13 protein-coding genes are annotated in these 17,824 nt (G+C 62.9%); 6 read left to right on the forward strand and 7 right to left on the reverse strand.

Going from position 1 to position 17,824, the window contains the following annotated elements:
• Nucleotides 1-25 precede the first annotated feature (25 nt).
• Both ACTU46_RS00480 and ACTU46_RS00485 read right to left on the reverse strand, forming a co-directional pair.
• On the reverse strand, nt 26-1,027 hold the full coding sequence (locus ACTU46_RS00480) for a hypothetical protein (RefSeq protein ID WP_443377963.1): 1,002 nt from the start codon (nt 1,025-1,027) through the stop codon (nt 26-28).
• A gap of 216 nt (nt 1,028-1,243) precedes the next feature.
• A complete protein-coding gene (locus tag ACTU46_RS00485) occupies nt 1,244-3,211 on the reverse strand; it encodes a BCCT family transporter (protein ID WP_443377964.1) in 1,968 nt (655 codons plus the stop codon).
• A gap of 273 nt (nt 3,212-3,484) precedes the next feature.
• On the opposite strand from ACTU46_RS00485, the gene ACTU46_RS00490 reads away from it, so the two are divergent.
• Entirely contained in the window at nt 3,485-4,126 is a 642-nt protein-coding gene (locus tag ACTU46_RS00490) for a DsbA family oxidoreductase (protein ID WP_443377965.1), read from the forward strand.
• Complete coding sequence (locus tag ACTU46_RS00495) at nt 4,123-4,692, forward strand: metallophosphoesterase family protein (protein ID WP_443377966.1); 570 nt, start codon at nt 4,123-4,125, stop codon at nt 4,690-4,692. Before ACTU46_RS00490 ends, ACTU46_RS00495 begins: the two co-directional genes overlap by 4 nt.
• A gap of 119 nt (nt 4,693-4,811) precedes the next feature.
• On the opposite strand, the gene ACTU46_RS00500 is transcribed toward ACTU46_RS00495, so the two are convergent.
• A complete protein-coding gene (locus ACTU46_RS00500) occupies nt 4,812-6,584 on the reverse strand; it encodes an FUSC family protein (protein WP_443377967.1) in 1,773 nt (590 codons plus the stop codon).
• A gap of 366 nt (nt 6,585-6,950) precedes the next feature.
• On the opposite strand from ACTU46_RS00500, the gene ACTU46_RS00505 reads away from it, so the two are divergent.
• The gene (locus ACTU46_RS00505; RefSeq protein WP_443379354.1) at nt 6,951-8,411 is read left to right on the forward strand and encodes a YeeE/YedE thiosulfate transporter family protein; all 1,461 of its coding nucleotides are present in this window, start codon (nt 6,951-6,953) and stop codon (nt 8,409-8,411) included.
• Here ACTU46_RS00505 and ACTU46_RS00510 read toward each other — a convergent pair.
• Nucleotides 8,408-9,160, reverse strand: coding sequence for an aldose epimerase family protein (locus tag ACTU46_RS00510; RefSeq protein WP_443377968.1), 753 nt, complete (start codon nt 9,158-9,160; stop codon nt 8,408-8,410). The two genes, ACTU46_RS00505 and ACTU46_RS00510, sit on opposite strands and share 4 nt — an antisense overlap.
• Before the next feature lie 31 nt (nt 9,161-9,191).
• Here ACTU46_RS00510 and ACTU46_RS00515 point away from each other — a divergent pair, with 31 nt between their 5' ends.
• Entirely contained in the window at nt 9,192-10,472 is a 1,281-nt protein-coding gene (locus tag ACTU46_RS00515; protein ID WP_443377969.1) for an alpha/beta fold hydrolase, read from the forward strand.
• Nucleotides 10,473-10,557: 85 nt separating this feature from the next.
• Nucleotides 10,558-11,910, forward strand: a complete 1,353-nt coding sequence (locus tag ACTU46_RS00520) for an aspartate aminotransferase family protein (RefSeq protein WP_443377970.1) — start codon at nt 10,558-10,560, stop codon at nt 11,908-11,910.
• A gap of 94 nt (nt 11,911-12,004) precedes the next feature.
• Here the strand turns inward: ACTU46_RS00520 and ACTU46_RS00525 are convergent, their stop codons facing one another.
• Together ACTU46_RS00525 and aceA are read right to left on the reverse strand one after the other, a co-directional pair.
• Nucleotides 12,005-12,697 (reverse strand): thiamine biosynthesis protein, encoded by a 693-nt coding sequence (locus tag ACTU46_RS00525; protein WP_443377971.1) that lies wholly within the window; start codon nt 12,695-12,697, stop codon nt 12,005-12,007.
• Nucleotides 12,698-12,970: 273 nt separating this feature from the next.
• Complete coding sequence (aceA, locus tag ACTU46_RS00530) at nt 12,971-14,278, reverse strand: isocitrate lyase (protein ID WP_443377972.1); 1,308 nt, start codon at nt 14,276-14,278, stop codon at nt 12,971-12,973.
• 548 nt (nt 14,279-14,826) lie between these two features.
• Between aceA and glcB the strand changes: the two genes are divergently transcribed.
• A complete protein-coding gene (gene glcB / locus ACTU46_RS00535) occupies nt 14,827-17,049 on the forward strand; it encodes a malate synthase G (protein ID WP_443377973.1) in 2,223 nt (740 codons plus the stop codon).
• Between the two features lie 99 nt (nt 17,050-17,148).
• On the opposite strand, the gene ACTU46_RS00540 is transcribed toward glcB, so the two are convergent.
• Entirely contained in the window at nt 17,149-17,556 is a 408-nt protein-coding gene (locus ACTU46_RS00540) for a VOC family protein (RefSeq protein ID WP_443377974.1), read from the reverse strand.
• Between the last annotated feature and the right edge of the window lie 268 nt (nt 17,557-17,824).

The following is a 17,824-nucleotide window of genomic DNA, read 5'->3' on the forward strand; positions in this document are numbered from 1 at the left end:
CAGAGTACCCGTGGCAGCCGGTGGCTCAGGCAGCGACCACCTCTTCGGTATCGCCTCGCAGCAGGTCCTCGATCTGTTCCGCTGCGGCGATGACCACATCCCACCGGAACTCATCGGGCATCGGGGTGCCGGCGACGAAGTCGCGGTACCAGGCGGTTCGGCGCGCACGCATGGGCACCCACAGCCGCTCCAGGGCGATGTAGCCGGCCGCCTCAGATTCCGGGCCGAGCAGTTGTCCGGCTTTGACCTCACTGGCGCCCTCCCAGAGCTGGGGGAGATAGCCGGTGAAGATCTCACCCAGGCAGCGGGCGATCTCGGCGAAACCGTCACGCTCGATGGTGTGGTGGATCCGCAGGTGGTACCAGCAGTCCAACTCGCTCATCATCGGGAAGGGTTGGTCCCCGGTTTCGGGACGGTGTTCGATATTGCACCAAGAGGTCTCACCCTCCCAGTCCCGCTCCCAGGTAGCTACCGCACCGATCTTCCAGAGGTTCCCCAGCATTTCGATGCGGCGGACCGGGCGACCGGCACCGAATTCCATATAGGACAGGTTCGGCTCGGTGGCGTAGCCCAATCGCTTGCGCCAGGCGGTGGCGGCATCACGGTAGCTGGGTAGATGGATCGGCGGGTTCGGCTCATCGCTGCTCCGATTGCTCCGCTGGGTGTGCTCCTTGAGGTAGTACACCTCGTTGTTCGGCAGGAGGGGCAGCGACCCCGGATTCTCCCGGGGAGTTTCCAAAGTGATCTGCGCTGCGCCGGGCTTGGCCTCGTATCCGAAGGCGTGCCATTCGACCTCGGGGCGAACCTGGAAGTTCTGGATCAGTTGCACCAGGGAGGCATGATCTTCATGACTATGAAGTTCCACATGATCCGCGATCTGCAGGGCGGTGCTGGCCGCCTGGGAGAGCGTCAGTTGCGGCATGTGGCGAATGACTTCCACGATGAACTGCCCGAGGCGGGCGCGGCGGACTGGGTCGCGCTCCTGTTGGATCCGGGCCTGGATACTGGTGAAAATGACGGTGGTCATCTCGCCCCTCCCTTGAGGTTTGAAGGTTTTTCTCCTTGGTGCGGGTGCACTAGCTGTGCAATTTAGTTACCTAGGTCACAGCCTAATGGGGAAGTTGAGACTCGTAAAGGGGGGTGGGGCGCTTCTCGACGCCCGCCCGGGGCCAGGTGAGCAGGAAAAAGCTCCCCGCACCCAAGGGGTGCGAGGAGCAGTCCGTCAACAGGTGAGGAAAGGCTTTTAAGCCTTTGAGGACCCGTCTTCCGGGGTATCCGGGGTGTCGACAAGCTTGGTGGGAGTCTCCTCCCGGGAGGTCCAACCATCGGCCCACTCGCCAGATGCGTAGTCGTAGTCGACCTTGTTGCCATCTTCGTCGGTGCGCTGATACCACTCGGTCACCTTGACCGAGGTGGAATCAAAGTGGTGGCCGGCACCGCGGCCTTCCGTAGCCTCGGCAACCGCGAGTTCGAAGTCATCTCCGTGTTCCTCGAGTCCGCGGATAACCGCGTTGGCCACAGCCGTCTTAGCGTATTGGCGGCGGATCGCAGCAGGGTCCGTCGAGAGATCCTTGAGGAATGCCACCATCATGAGCAACAGCACCACCGAGAAGGGCAGTGCGATCAGAATGGTCAGGTTCTGCAGGGCGGACAGGGCGTCCTCGCCGCCGGCCAACAGCATGACCACGGCGATACCCATCATGCACAGTCCCCAGAAGACCACCAGGTACTTCTTCGGTGCCGGATCGCCCTTGGAGGACATGGTGCCCATGACCACGGAGGCGGAGTCGGCGGAGGTGATGAAGAAGATCGCGAGCACGAGGATGAGGATGAAGGGGGTGATCGAGCTCAGCGGCAAGGTGCCGAAGAGTGAGAAGAGCACGTTCTCGCCGCTGGCGGTGCCGTCAAAGCCTTCGGTGCCCTGCATGTTCAGCCAGATCGCTGCGCCACCGAAGACGGTGAACGCCAGGATGATGATCATGGTGGGCACCGCGAGGGTGGCCAGAGCGAACTCGCGAAGCGTGCGGCCACGGGAGATGCGGGCGATGAACATACCCACGAACGGTGTCCAGGCGATCCACCAAGCCCAGTAGAAGGCGGTCCAGCCAGCCTGGAAGTCAACGGTCTCCTGGCCCCAGGACAGGGATTTACTCATCATCGGCAGCAGCTCATCAAAGTAGACGAGAATGCCGGAAGGAATGAGATTGAGCAGGAAGAGCGTCGGGCCAGTCAGGAAGACGAAGGCCACCAAGGCCAGTGTCAGGGAGACGTTGATGTTGGACAGGTAGCGGATACCACGTGCCACACCGGAAACGGCACTGATGATGAAAAAGATGGTGAGCACCGCGATGATGATCAGCAAGGTGTTATTGCCCAACGGGCCGGCCCCGGAGATGATCTCGATGCCGGTGCCGATCTGTGTGGCAGACAAACCCAGCGTGGCGGCGGTGCCGAAGAGGGTGGCGATGATCGCCATGATGTCGATGATCCTGCCCACAGGACCATCGGTCTGCTTGGTTCCGAACAGCGGCTGGAAGACGGAACTGATCAGGGACACCCGACCACGGCGGTAGGTGGAGTAGGCGATCGCGCCGCCAACCAGGGCGTAGAGCGCCCAGGCTGACAATCCCCAGTGGAAGTTCGCCTGGGCGACTGCCTGGTGCAGTGCCGCCGGGGTGCCGGCTTCCACCGTCCCCGGCGGAGGGGAGAGGAAGTAGGCCAACGGCTCGGAAGGACCAAAGAAGAAGATGCCCACCCCGATGCCGGCGCCGAACATCATCGCGATCCAGGAGAACCGGGAGAACTGTGGCCCTTCATCATCCTTACCCAGACGGATGCGGCCGAAGCGGGAGAAACCGATGCCCACCATGATGAGCAGTCCGAAGATCATCACCAGATTGAGGAGCCAGCCGGTGTTGGTCATCGCCCAGTCGAAGGCGATCCCGGAGACCTCGCCGACGCCGAGGGGGTCGCTCACACCCCAGGTGATGAAGGCCAGGATGAGGACGGCGGTGATGGCGAAGACCACCCAGTCCACTCCGAAGCGGTTGCGCTGTTCATCGATGCCGATGCCAGGGACCAGACCCGGGTGGATGTCATGCGGGTATTGGGTACCCGATTTGGGTTGTTCAGGCTCCTCGGCGCCAGTGGCGGCCTTCGCGGTATTACCGCGGGAGTTCGAGCTTGAGGAGTGCGCAGAAGTTTCTGGCATAGGACTTCCAATCAAGGATAGCGGGCAAAGGGGTCATTATTCGGTACACCGGGACCTAAAGCCAATTCCCCTGCCCCAGGTAGGTAGGGTGCAGACCATTTCACAGGGCCGGTGGAGCCGATTTCAGAATAAACTGTCGGGCTCAGAAATGAACTCCATGGAGAAGTCTTCCCGGTCGTCGCGAGCACGCTGCGAAGCCAAGCAAGATCCTAGTGGGGTATTGAGGTTAGCGGCCAGACTCGGGGAATTGATCAGTGCCCCGGGACGTTGACCATGAGTATGAGAATTGATATCTGGTCTGACTATGTCTGCCCATTCTGCACCGTCGGCGAGCGGCACCTGTCCCTGGCTCTCGAAAACTTCAGGAGCAGGGACGATGTTGAGATTGTCTGGCGTAGTTTCCAGCTCGATCCGGCAGCGGAGAAGGACCCTCAGGGCACGATGGTGGACTCCCTGGTCAAGGGAAAGGGCATGCCGCGGGAGCAGGTGGAGAACATGGTCTCCGGCCTGGCCGAGCGGGCCGCTGCCGTGGGCCTGGACTTCAATTGGCGGGATGGGGTCAACGCCAACACCTGGGACGCCCACCGGGTGGGCCAGCTCGCCCGGGAAAAGGGTGTTGGCACCAGCTGGGATGACACCGTGAAAGCGGGATTCTTCTCTCAGGGGCGCAATGTCGCCGATCATGACACACTGCGTGAATTTGCGGACCAGGTGGGCTTGGAGCGCACCGAGGTGGACCGTGTGCTCAGCTCCGATGAATTCAGTGATCAGGTCAATGCCGATATCGCCACCGCCCGGCAGATCGGTGTCCAGGGCGTGCCCTTCTTTGTGTTTGACGGCCGGCTCGCGGTCTCCGGTGCTCAGCCGGTGGAGGTTTTCACCCAGGCTCTGGAGCAGGCGGTGGCCGCACAATGACCACCTGGTTCACCTCTGATCTACACCTGGGACACCGATTCGTGGCGAGGTTACGGGGATTCGATGATGTGGACCGCCATGATGAAACCGTCTTGTCCCACCTGCGGGACAGCATCGGGGCGGGGGACCGGCTCTGGGTGCTCGGTGATCTCAGCGTCGGCGACAGCTGCGATGAACAGCGTGCCCTGGAGCTGATCGCGGAGTATCTGCCGGCGACCGAGAAGCACCTGATCGCCGGCAACCATGACTCCTGCCACCCGCTGCACAAGAGCTCCTTTAAAAGGCAGCGGGTCTTCCTGGAGTACTTTGATTCCGTCCAGGCGTACCAGAAGCAGCGCTGGCAGGGCCACGAGGTCTGGCTCTCGCACTTCCCACGTCGCGGCCAGGACCATGACGGGATGCCCTCACGTTTCGATGATCTCCGGTTGACCGTCCCCTTGCTGGTGCATGGTCATCTGCATTCCCCAGTCCCGCAGGTGGCGGAGGGCCAGGTCGATGTCGGCCTGGATGCCTGGGGATTGCATCCGGTGCGGCAGGAGGACGTGCAGCAGCTGCTCTTCGGCTGAGCACCGGACATTGAGCGATGGAAAACCGGGCACCTCAGGTTCGATCAGCGAACCTGAGGTACCCGGTTCTTCCGGTGTTGAGCCTTTCAGCTGTCGGGCTCAACGACACCTGAGGGGACTCAGACGAATTCCCGCGCCGTGCGGACCCTTCGGCTGAGTTCCACGATCTCCTCAAAACTAAGTTGACGGTTGGAGTTTGCGGTGACGTAGTCGAGCAGACTGTAGCCGGCCATCTGCACCGCCAGGTGGGTCTCCCAACGTTGTTCGGCGGTCGCCGGGTGGTTGTTCACCAGGGTTTGGGCGGCACGGCGTTCACTGAGCAGCTCATATTGCAGATCGCGCAGCACCGTCAGCGTGGTGTTCGGCTCTGAGGTCAGTAGTGCCCCGGTGGCCGCCCCCATCGCATCGAAGGAGCGGTTGACCAGGCGTTCGTGGTGGCGGGGCTCCGAGTTGCGCATGAGCAGCCAGAGTGCGAGTAGTCCGAAGATGATCGATAGGAGAATCTCCATGCTGCGTCCGACCAGGACCTCACTCATCGGCGTGGCCAGGGAATCGCCCATGAGCAGTGCTAACGGGGTGGTGAAGATGACGGTGAAGGCGTAGTTACGGGTGACAAAGAACTCAGCACCGAACTGGCAGATCGCCAACGCCAGCAGCAGGGTGATGCCTTCGACCTGGAGGAAGTGGAAGAGCATGAAGAGCAGGACCCCGACCAGGGAGCCGATCATGCGGTGGATACCGCGAATAGAACCGGGTACCCGATCTGGGCCCCATTGGAGCATCAGCATCGCCGAGACGATCGCCCAGTCCGGTCGATCAAAGCCGAGGCCGATGCCGACCACTGCCGCCAGGGTGGTCGCCACCGCCACCTTCAGGGCGGTGATGGTGGCATGGCTGTAGGGGTGCATCGAGCGATAGATCCGGTACCCCACGGAAGGCCGCGCCAGGGGGATGGCGGAGCGTGAAAGGTCGATGTAGTTCGGCGTGTCGGTCAATGCCTCGGTGGCGGCATCATCGGGGATCATGGCGCTGGCCTGCACTAGGCGACGGTGCGCGGTGGTGACCCGCTGGACCAGGTCCGACTGTGTTTCATCGAGTAGTTGTCCACCTCGGATAGCCCCGGAATCAGCCAGGGCGGCCCAGGCGCTGGCCAGTGCGGTCTCCGCCTGGTGGTTTTTGCCCAGGGCGGGTTTGTCGGCGGCCTCGAAATCGACGACCGCACGCTCCAGGGTATTGACGGCCTGCTCCTGAGGTTGGCGCGGGCTGAACAGTACGGGGAACATGCCGATAACCATGGCGGCGGACACTCCGATCAGCGCCCAGAGACCAACATCTACCGGGTTCAGGCCGAGCTTGGCCACCATGGTTGAGCCACCGGCGACCATGACAATGAAGAAGCTGCCGGGTGGCGGCAGACGCAGTGCATTCTGGAGGAAGACACCGATCGTGGCGATGATGATGGTGTAGCCGGCAGAGAGCAGGAGCCACCAATGGGAGCCACCTGCAGACATCGTCTGGAACATGTATTCACCAACGAAGGCGCCACCGGTGGCACCGAGGGCGATGAGGACACCGGCGGTGAGCATCACCTTCCAGCGCACCCGGAAAGGGTGTCCCTCACCGTAGATGACAGCGAAACCACCGGCCGCTATGAGCAGCATCTCATTTTCGAAGCCGAGCAACAGGGCAACCAAGCCTGGCAGGGTCACGGCCAGCGCGGCGCGCAGGGCGCCAGGCCAGCGAGGTCCGCTGCTGTGGAAGGCGGTGAGTAGCTGCCACGGGCTGGGGCGGGCGGGAATCGGCTCTGCCGGGGTATGTGATTGTTCGCTGGTGGGGATGGATTCAGCGGTGGCCGGTTGTTCCGGATTCTTCTCTGGTTGGGGATCGGTCAAGGGGGCTCCCTGGCAATTTAGCTATCGGTCAATAGTTCATTAAATGGTGGAACCGTTGTCGCCGGGGCTGGCCGGTGGCAACGGGATCACTGAATTCCATCTTAGTCCCGTGACCTGCTATTTCTATAGGCTTATAGGCGTGATTCTCAGGCTCTGCCGACAAGGGAGTGTGGCGGGCCACCCCGATGCGGGGATTTCCCTGGGAATCCTATTCCGGGCTGGCTGGCCGCTGCGGACCAGGGATTCCTTAATATACAACTCGGTCTATAATATCTAGACAAATGTGCCATTCAGGGGCTACCTTTAAGCGTCTCCCATTCAGTAGCCATCCAAGAGAATTCATTAGTGAGAGAAAGCTGGTTCGCCATGATCATCACCGGCCTGGCCGTGGGCGCTGCCCTCGGCGCCGTCATGCAACGGGGCAGGTTCTGTGTCACCGGCATGCTGCGCGATATCTTCCTGCAACGCTCCTGGCGTACCTTCGTCGGACTGCTCGTCGTGATCTCGGTGCACGCTGTCGGGATCGCCGCATTGACCTCCGCCGGAATCATCACCCCGACGTATGACACCTTCGCCCCTATCGCGGTCATCTTCGGCGGGTTCATGTTCGGGATCGGCATCATCTTGTCCGGTGGCTGTGCCTCCGGCACCTGGTATCGCTCGGCCGAAGGTCTGGTGGGTTCCTGGATCGCCCTGGCGATGTACGCACTTTCTTCGGCAGCCATGCGCACCGGGCCGCTGGCCGGCTTCAACACCTGGATGGGTAGCTGGGATTCCGGGCTGACCACGGTTCCCGAGCTCTTCGGCATCTCACCCTGGTGGTTCGCCATCGCGCTGTCGATTCTGACCATCGTGGCGGTCCGCCACTTCCTGGTCAAGGAAGCCAAACTGCCCAAGATCGCCCGCCTGGGTAACCAGCCGATCTGGAAGAAGCCGCTGCACGTCTACACCGCCGGTGCCCTGATCGGTCTGATCGGCGTCATCGCCTGGCCGCTGTCCGCTGCCGCCGGCCGCAACAGCGGCCTGGGAATCACCACCCCGACTGCGAATACCCTGCAGTACGCGGTCACCGGTGATACCCAGTACATCAACTGGGGGGTCATGCTGGTTCTGGGGCTGCTGATCGGTGCCTTCATCGCCGCCAAGACCACCGGTGAGTTCCGGGTGCGAGTGCCCGATGCCACGACCACGACCCGAGCCATCGGCGGTGGATTGCTGATGGGTGTGGGGGCCTCCCTGGCCGGCGGCTGCACCGTCGGTAACGGTATGGTCCAGACCAGCCTCTTCAGCTTCCAGGGGTGGATCGCCCTGCTGGCCATCGCCGTGGGTGTCGGTGTCGCCGCGAAGATCTGGCTCCGGCCGGCCAAGGCCAGTGCCGCCACCACCCGCCCGGAGTCCGGTACCTACTCCACCGAACAGAGCCTGGACAACACCGTGGTTTCCGCAGAGGATGCGGTCCTGCCGGTGAACCCGCTCAACAGCGACAGCACTGCACCGGTACCCCACGGTTTCGGCGGCATCAAGGTGGCTACCGGGTTGGTCAGCCTGAAACCGGTGAATAGCCGCAGCGACAAGACCCGTCCGTTGGGCAATGACCACTTTGCGCTGGATTCCCTCGGCGCGGTCTGTCCCTTCCCGCTGATCGAGGCCAAAGATGTGATGAAAGACCTGGATTCCGGGCAGTCACTGGTCATCGACTTTGACTGCACCCAAGCCACCGAGGCGATTCCGCAGTGGGCGGCGGAAGACGGCCACGAGGTGACGGATTTCCGGGAGACCGGTGATGCCAGCTGGCAGATCACCGTGAAGAAGAACTCAACGCCTTAGAGCGCCGAGGCGCCGACCAGCATTCCTAGGGTGGCGCCGGCACCGGGCACCAGGGTGATTCCGCCCCGCCCCGCACCCAACTTGGTCGGCTCGACGCAGACGAACTGCCGCCATTCATCCGGACCCACGTCCGCCATGGTGGCGGCTTTTTCCTCGCCCGGGTTCCACACCACGGTGTGATCGGAGCCGTAGCCGTAGATGCTGATCACCCGGCCGGCTTCCTCATCGATGATGCGCACCGGCGCATCGGTGGCCATGTCCTGGGTGGGGGCCACGGCGAAGGCCTCGTCGAAAAGCGTGCCATCAAAGTTCAGGGGAGTGTCTGTGGCACCTTCCACGGTGATCCTGGTGACATCGGAGACCAGGAAATAGGGGTGGAAGGCCAGCTGGATGGTGGCTTCCTTCTGTCCGAGATTGGTGGCGGTCAGGGTCTGGGCGAAGCCGTCGGCGGTGGCCCGGGTGGTCATCACCAGTTCAATGCCGCGCCAGGTGAGCTTGGCGTCGAAGCCACCTTCGGCCTCCTCGACCTGCCAATTCTTGCGCCGCGCCCAGCCGTGGGCGGGCTCGAAGCCCAGCAGATCATTGAACCAGGGGGCGATCACCGGCACCCCGCCGCGGATGGAGTCACCCTCCCCGAAGGTCGCGGTCGTCGATAAGTAGAGCAGGTCGCCGAGCTGGGTGTCGGCGGCGGTCAGGTGGGCGCCGTGGGCGGTGTACTGCAGTGGCCCGGCGCTGAGGATTTCAGACATGCTGCCAGATTAGCGGCATAAACTAGGCTGCATGGCACTACGTACCTCTCTGTCCACCCGTCTCGGCCACCAGTTCCGTGAGCACCGGCTCACTGTCCCCTGGAATCACCGGAGTCCGGGGGAGACCCTCGAGATCTTCGCCCGCGAGATCACCCCGCCGGGTGGCCAGGATTTTCCGGTGCTGCTCTATCTTCAGGGTGGCCCTGGTTTCCCCGCACCACGTCCGGTGGATCTGGGCGGCTGGCTCGGCGAGGCGCTCAACAGTCACCGGGTGATCCTGCTCGATCAGCGCGGTACCGGGCATTCGGAGCGTATCGACGCCGCCAGCCCCTACCTCGACGCCGAGCACCTGCGTCTGCTGCGGGCAGATCAGATTGTCGCGGACTGTGAGGCCTTGCGCCAGTCCCTGGGGATCCGGCGGTGGTCGCTGATGGGGCAGAGCTTCGGTGGTTTCTGCATCACCACCTACCTCTCCACCCATCCGGAATCAGTGGACTTCGCCTACCTCACCGGAGGCCTGCCGAGCACCGATGCGCACGCCGATGATATTTACCGTGGCACTTTCTCGAAGTTGGCCACCCGGCATGAGACGTTCTACGCCGAGATCCCCTGGGCGGAGGACCGGATCCGCGAGATCTGCCACCATCTGAACAACACCGAGGAACTGCTGGCTACCGGGGAGCAACTGAGCTCCCGCCGCTTTCGCACCATCGGCAGTGAGCTCGGCCGCGGCACCGGCTTCGATGCACTGGCCTACCTGCTGGAGGAACCCTTCCGGGAGTACCGTGGCGAGAAACGCCTGCGCAGTGATTTTCTGCTCGACATCGGAACCCGGGTCAGCTTCGCCGAGGCCCCGCTCTACGCCGCGACCCACGAGAGCATCTACGCAGGTACGGTCCCGGGGCCCACCGCGTGGGCGGCCCAGAGCATCAGCGAGGAGATCCCCGGTTTCGACCAGAACCTCGACCCGCGCGAGGGGGAACCCTTTTACCTGACCGGCGAGCACATCTTCCCCTGGCAGTTCGACGAGGACCCAGCGCTGGAACCCTTCCGCCGGGTCGCCGAAGATCTCGCGCAGGCCGAGGACTGGGCCCCGCTTTACGACGCCGCGGTGCTTGCCGAAGCCGGCACCACCTGCGCTGCCGCGATCTACGTCGATGACATCTTCGTGCCGCTGGAGCACTCGTTGCGCACCGCGCAGCGTTATCGGGACCTGCGCCCCTGGATCACCAATGAACACCAGCACGATGGCATCCGCCAGGACGGGGCCGCCATCTTCCGCCGGCTGCATTCCATGGTGCAGGATCACTGAGCCGACCTGAATCGTCTGTGAGCTGCGGGACTTTCTCCTACACTCGGGTGAAAGACGCCGAGATAAGAAGGAGACCCAGGTTTATATGAACCACATCGATCCGGAGCGCGGTCGGAAGATCGCCGAGAACGACCGCAAGCATGTCTTCCATTCCTGGTCCGCCCAGGACAAGGTCAACGCACTGCCGATTGCGTATGCAGAGGGTTCCACCTTCTATGACTATGAGGGCAATGGTTATCTGGACTTCAACTCCCAGATGGTCAACGCCAACCTCGGCCACGGTCATCCGAAGCTGATCCAGGCGATCAAGGACCAGGCCGACCGCCTGGCCACCATCGCGCCGGGATTCGCCGAAGAGACCCGCACCGAGCTGGCCCGCTTGATTGCGGAAGCCGCCCCGGGGGACCTCAACCACGTCTTCTTCACCAATGGTGGTGCTGATGCCGTGGAGCATGCGGTGCGGATGGCCAGGCTGCATACCGGACGCCAGAAGATCTTCAGCGCCTACCGTTCCTACCACGGTGGCACCAACCTGGCGATCACGCTGACCGGTGAACCGCGTCGCTGGCCGACCCCGCCCGCCGATCCTGGAGTGGTCCACTTCTTCGGCCCCTACACCTACCGTTCACCCTTCCACTCCGACTCCCCGGAGCAGGAGAGCGAGCGTGCGCTGGCGCACCTGGAGGAGCAGATCATCCTGGAGGGGGCGAACACCATCGCCGCCATCCTCATGGAACCGGTGGTCGGTGGCAACGGCGTGCTCATTCCGCCGCCCGGCTATCTCAAGGGACTGAAGGATCTCTGCGAGAAGTACGGCATCCTCTACATCGCCGATGAGGTCATGATCGGTTTTGGCCGCATGGGCACCATGTTCGCTGTAGAGGCCTTCGACGTGGAACCGGATCTGCTGACCTTCGCCAAGGGCTCCAACTCTGGGTATGTTCCCCTCGGTGGTGTGATCATCAGCTCCCGGATCCGCGAGACCTTCGCCGAGAAGGCCTACCCGGGCGGACTGACCTACTCCGGCCATCCGCTGGCCTGCGCCCCGGGGGTGGCCACCTTCGAGGTCTTCAAGGAGGACAACCTCCTCGAACACATCAATGACATGGCCGAGCGCGTGGTCAAGCCGGCCCTGGAAGCGATGAAAGAGAAGCACGCCATCGTCGGCGATGTCCGCGGTATGGGGCTGTTCTGGGCGATTGAACTGGTCAAGAACAAGGACACCCGGGAGCCGTTGGTACCCTTCGCTCCGAAGCCGGAGGAGAATCAGCCGATGGCCGAGTACACCGCCGCTTGCAAGGAGCGGGGCCTGTGGCCGCACACCCACTTCAACCGCACCCACATCGCTCCGCCGCTGATCATCAGCGAGGAAGATCTGGTCCGTGGTCTGGAGATCATTGACCAGGCTCTCGGCGAGATCGACCACTACGCCGAGTAACTGACCTAAGGTATCGGCCCGGTTCTCCCTTGGTGCTGGGGGACCGGGTCTTTTGCTGGGGTGCCCGCCAGAGCGGGTACTCACGGAATCGTGGCTACGCGGCAGCGAAGCTGACCGGCAGATCAGCGACATTACGGAAGCCCTCGGCGTGATCACCGAAGACCTTGATCACGCAGGCGTCGACGTGGCAGTCCAACCCCTCGCCGGTGGTGGCGGCATCCAGCGTGAACTCAGCGGTGCCCGCCGGGGAGATGGCGTCGGTGCCACCCTCATTCTTGAGCCAGATCTGGGTGGCGGAATCAACGGACCCACCGGTGCAATTCGGTGCGCCGGGACCTTGGGGCTGCTCGGCGGCACAGATGGCGGCATGATAGCCGAGCTCCGGATTCAGACCTGAGATCTGCAGGGTGATCTGATCCGCGGTCTTGATATCGGAGTAGGGGGTGGCGCTGATGTCCACGAGTTCTGCGCCAGCGAGAGCTGCCTCCCCGGGACCACCCAGTGCGATGCCGGCGCTGTCCGCGGCATCCCCGACCACCGGTTCGGCCGCAGTGGGGGTCTCGCTGGACTCCTTCGCCAAAGATTCCCCGGAGCTACTGGAGGTCACTGAACTTTCGGGACTTTCCGGGCCCTCGGAGGCCACGGTCGCCGAACTCCTGCTCGCCGAATTCTCCGGACCCGTAGCTGGACCATCAGTGGCTTCCTCGGAAGTGGAGCAGGCGCTGAGACCTGCGGTCAGCATCAGCGTGGCCGCGATGGCAGGCAGGATTCGGAGCCGATTCTTCATCTTCACAGGAGCCTTTCGGGAGTGCGTTCAGGGTGTCCAAGAAAGCCTAGGGTATTTCGGAGCGCTTTTCCCTGGCTTCCGCCGATGCCTATATATAGGAGTGTGCCTCGGGGAGCGGCCCAGTTGCTCACCGCAGGGCTTGTCACCCGCCGGAAAGCTACCACCCGCCGGCCACGGAGAAAACCGCCTCGCCCCAGGCATGAAGCCCTGGGGCGAGGCGGCGGCAGTGCGGTACTACTTCAGCATTGCTGCGGTAGTGGCCTTCTCAAGAACCTAGACGGTGGCGTCAGCGGTCTCGAACTGGGATTCCTCGGTGGAGCCCTTCAATGAGGTGGTGGAGGACTTCGGGTCAACGGTGGTGGCGATGTTGTCGAAGTAGCCGGCGCCGACCTCGCGCTGGTGCTTGACAGCGGTGAAGCCACGCTCTTCGGCGGCCTGGAACTCGCGGTTCTGCAGGTCGACGAAGGCGGTCATGCCGTTGCGGGCGTAGCCGTGTGCCAGGTCGAACATGCCGTAGTTCAGGGAGTGGAAGCCGGCCAGCGTGATGAACTGGAACTTGAAGCCCATGGCAGCCAGTTCCTTCTGGAACTTGGCGATCTCATCTGCCTCCAGGTGTGCGGACCAGTTGAAGGAGGGGGAGCAGTTGTAGGCGAGCAGCTGATCGGGGAATTCCTCGTGGACGGCGTCGGCGAACTGCTTGGCCACTGCCAGGTCCGGGGTGCCGGTCTCCATCCAGATCAGGTCGGAGTAGGGGGCGTAGGCCTTGGCTCGGGCGATGCAGGGCTCGATGCCGTTGCGGAGGCGGTAGTAGCCCTCGGCGGTGCGTTCGCCCTCGATGAAGGGACGGTCGCGCTCGTCCACATCGGAGGTGATCAGGGTGGCGGCCTCGGCGTCGGTGCGGGCGATGACCACGGTCGGGACATTGGCGACGTCGGCGGCCAGACGAGCCGAGGTCAGGGTGCGGATGTGCTGCTGGGTCGGGATCAGAACCTTGCCACCGAGGTGGCCGCACTTCTTCTCGGAGGCCAGCTGGTCCTCCCAGTGGGTACCGGCAGCGCCGGCACCGATCATGGCCTTCTGCAGCTCATAGACGTTGAGGGCACCGCCGAAGCCGGCCTCGCCGTCAGCGACGATCGGGACGAGCCAGTTGTCGATGGAATCGTCGCCTTCGGAGCGGGCGATCTCATCGGCGCGCAGCAGGGCGTTGTTGATGCGACGGACCACCTGCGGCACCGAGTTGGCCGGGTAGAGCGACTGGTCGGGGTAGGTGTGGCCGGAGAGGTTGGCATCACCGGCGACCTGCCAACCGGAGAGGTAGACAGCCTTCAGGCCGGCGCGGACCTGCTGGACCGCCTGGTTGCCGGTCAGTGCACCCAGGGAGTGGAGGTAGTCATCTCCATTGACGCCCTCCCAGAGGATCTCGGCGCCACGGCGGGCGAGGGTGTGCTCCTCGATGACGGTGCCCTGCAGCTCAGCGACCTGCTCGGCGGTGTAATCGCGGGTGGTGTTGGCCCAACGGGGGTTGGTGTCCCAGTCCTGCTGGATCTCTGCTGCGGTACGTGCCTGGCCGGTGGTGCTCATATCGGGGTCACTTCCTAAAGTCTGGTGGCTTTCGAATGCTTCAAGCCTGATGGAGGAGAACTGCCTGTCGGCGGTACTTCAGTCTCACCTAATCGGTGTGACTTCGATCATGCTGCCTTGGTGGCGTGGTTCACAGATTGCTCGATGGCGTGATCTTCGTCAATGGCTTCCGGGCTTTAACTTCTGTGCGGGGGTGAGGGGTGATTGTGCAAAGTTTGCAAAGGTAAGATTTTTAAAATATTCACAATTTTCGCGCCGCATGGCCCCTGAGCTGGAGTTCGCCAAGTATTGCGATTTGTGCCGGTAGTCTCGATTTTCTGGAAATTAACAGAATTGTCAGCATGGTCATCTTCTTGAAACGGGGGTGAGTGTGGGGCGAACTTCGTTAAACCCTTTGATTCGTGACGGCCATCACTTAGCCTTTCCCCAACGCACCGCAACGGAATGCGTGTCTGAGTAGATCCTCTTCTTCCGAAAACCCCGCACCAGGGGCTGAAGGGGATCCGCACAGCAGTCCCCACCGTTTCCCCATGCAGTAGGAGTCCGAGATGTCCGAGCAGTCCACGACCACCCTCACCACCACCGACACCACCGAGCGCGTCACTGCAGGTGGCATGGAGGTCGCCAAGGTCCTCCACGACTTCCTCAATGACACCGTGCTCCCGCACGTCGGTACCGACCAGGAGGCCTTCTGGCAGGGCTTCGGGGAGATTGTCCGCGATCTGACCCCGCGCAACCGTGCCCTGCTGGCCCGCCGCGCTGAGCTGCAGAGCCAGCTCGATCAGTACCACCATGACAACCCCGGCCAGCCGGACCCGGCGGACCTGGAGGCCTACCTCACCGAGATCGGTTACCTGGTTGATGAACCGGGCGTCGGGCAGATTGTCACCCGCAACATCGACACCGAGATCTCGGAGACCGCTGGCCCCCAGCTGGTTGTTCCCATCACCAATGCCCGTTTCGCCATCAACGCCGCGAATGCCCGCTGGGGATCGCTCTACGATGCGCTCTACGGCACCAACGCCATCCCGGAGACCGAGGGCCTTGAGCGTGGCAAGGGCTATAACCCGGCCCGCGGTAAGAAGGTCATCGAGTGGACCCGCACGTTCCTCGATGATGTCCTTCCTTTGAAGGGGGCCAGCCACGTCGATGTCGACCGTTACGGGATCACCGAGGGACGCCTGGTCGCCCACGTTTCCGGTGGTGAGCATGGCTTGGTCAATGAGGAGGCCTACCTCGGTTTCACCGGTGATCTCTACGATCCTTCCTCGATCCTGCTGCGCAATAACGGGCTGCACCTTGAGCTGCAGATCGATCCGGTTTCGCCCATCGGGCAGGATGACCCGGCTGGTCTGAAGGATGTCATCCTCGAGGCGGCGGTCACCACCATCATGGACTTCGAGGACTCCGTCGCAGCCGTCGACGCCGAGGACAAGACCCAGGGCTACCGCAACTGGTTCGGGCTGAACTCCGGTGAGTTGATCGAGGAGGTCACCAAGAATGGCAAGACCTTCACCCGTGCGCTCAATGATGACCGCACCTACATCTCCCGTACCGGCTCCGAGATCCGCCTGCACGGACGCTCCCTGCTGTTCGTCCGCAATGTCGGTCACTTGATGAGCAACCCGGCGATCATGGTCGACGGCCAGGAGATCCAGGAAGGCATCATGGATGCCGTCATCACCGCACTCTGTGCCATCCCGGGCATCGAGCCGATCAACCGCAGGCGTAACTCGCGCACCGGTTCCATCTACATCGTTAAGCCCAAGCAGCACGGCCCGGAGGAAGTCGCCTTCACCAACGAGCTTTTCAGCCGGGTTGAGGATCTGCTCGGCCTGCAGCACAACACCCTCAAGGTGGGCGTCATGGATGAGGAGCGTCGCACCTCCGTCAATCTCGATGCCTGCATCATGGCCGTCGGTGAGCGCCTGGCCTTCATCAACACCGGCTTCCTCGACCGCACCGGCGATGAGATCCACACCTCCATGCAGGCCGGCGCCATGGTCCGCAAGGCTGATATGCAGACCGCTCCGTGGAAGCCGGCCTATGAGGACCACAATGTCGATGCCGGCATTGCCCGTGGGTTGCCAGGGAAGGCCCAGATCGGTAAGGGAATGTGGGCCATGACGGAGCTGATGGGGGAGATGCTGGCGGAGAAGATCGCCCAGCCGCGCCAGGGTGCGAACACCGCCTGGGTTCCTTCTCCCACCGGTGCGACCCTGCACGCCACCCACTACCACCGCGTCGATGTCTTCGCGGTCCAGGAGGAACTCAAGGCAGCGGGTCGACGGGACTCCTTCATCAACCTGCTCACCGTTCCGGTCAGCCCCAGCACCGACTGGAGCCAGGCGGAGAAGCAGGAGGAACTGGACAACAACTGTCAGTCCATCCTCGGCTACGTGGTCCGCTGGATCGAGCAGGGGGTCGGTTGCTCCAAGGTTCCCGATATCCATGACATCGCCCTGATGGAGGACCGCGCCACCCTGCGGATCTCTTCTCAGTTGCTGGCCAATTGGCTGACCCACAACATCGTCACCGAGGAGCAGGTCCTCGAGTCGCTGCAGCGGATGGCCGGGGTCGTCGATAAGCAGAACGCCGGGGACCCGACCTACCTGCCCATGGCAGCGGACTTCGAGGCGTCCATCGCCTTCCAGGCCGCCAAGGATCTGATCCTCAAGGGGGCGGACTCCACGGTCTCGCCCTCTGGGTACACCGAGCCGATCCTGCACGCCCGTCGCCGCGAGTTCAAGGCACGCCAGGGGCTGAACTAAGCACTCCGGCCAGGAGAAGACGAAACTCCTGACATGCTTTTCGACGCCTCTGCCTGCCGCATCGATGCGGCAGGCAGAGGCGTCGAAAAGGTTAGGGGGTCAGGCCTGGTTGACCCGGATGTGGTTGCCGGCCGGGTCGCGGAAGGCACAGTCGCGGACGCCGTAATCCTGGTCCATCGGTTCCTGCAGGATGTCGGCACCGCCAGCGACAACCCGCTCGAAGAGGCCGTTCAGATCGTCGGTGGAGAGGATGACTCCTGCGTAGACCCCCTTGGCGATCAGATCGAGGATCGTGGCCCGCTCCGCCTCGGTGATGCCGGGATCGATGGCCGGGGGTTGGAGCACGATGGCGGTGTCCGGCTGTCCGGCCGGGCCGACGGTGATCCACCGCATGTCCTCATAGCCGACGTCATTGCGGACCTCGAAGCCGAGGACGTCACGGTAGAACGTCAGCGATGCCTCGGGGTCGGTGTGCGGGAGGAAGGAATTCTGAATCTTGATGTCCATGGCTGTCACGTTACGGTGCCGCCCGGGGGCCGGCTTCTTGATTTCTGATCGGTCTGGAGGGTAAACAGTGTTCCCGCAGGTCAAGGAGCTAAATGACTTCTGGGAAATCGTGTCGTGCAATCCAGCATGCAACAAGCCCCCGTGTGCAACTACTTTCAGCGGCTCACCCTCACCCCACCTTGACCCCGGCAACGCACCTCGGGGGTAAGTGAACGCTACCGGGGTCAGGGAACGTAAGAATCTGATTGATTTTGCCAATCACAGCAAA

It is taken from the genome of Corynebacterium sp. A21, assembly GCF_052266655.1.
Taxonomy (GTDB): domain Bacteria; phylum Actinomycetota; class Actinomycetes; order Mycobacteriales; family Mycobacteriaceae; genus Corynebacterium.